The 235-nt window shown below is 56.2% G+C and carries 1 pseudogene; it reads left to right on the top strand.

The features are described from left to right. A pseudogene (locus HMPREF2952_RS01910) lies at window positions 1-235 on the top strand (RHS repeat protein); the annotation flags it as partial.

Raw genomic sequence — 235 nt, 5'->3', positions numbered from 1 at the left:
AACGCACCAACGCACTGGGCCATACCTTCGCCTACGCCTACGACAAAGCCCGCCGTCTGACCGTCCTCACCAATGAAAACGGCGAAACCTACCGTTTCGATTACGACCCGACCGACAACCTGATCCAAGAAACCGGCTGGGACGGCAAAATCACCGCCTACGGCTACGATGCCGCCGGACAACTGGTCCAACAGACCGAATACGGCCAAAGCAATAATGAAGGTCGTCTGAAAGA

This window comes from Neisseria sp. HMSC068C12, assembly GCF_001814095.1.
In the GTDB taxonomy this organism is placed as follows: Bacteria; Pseudomonadota; Gammaproteobacteria; order Burkholderiales; family Neisseriaceae; genus Neisseria; species Neisseria perflava.
The sequence above is the reverse complement of the archived record's forward strand: the minus strand, read 5'-3'. Positions and strand labels throughout refer to the sequence as shown.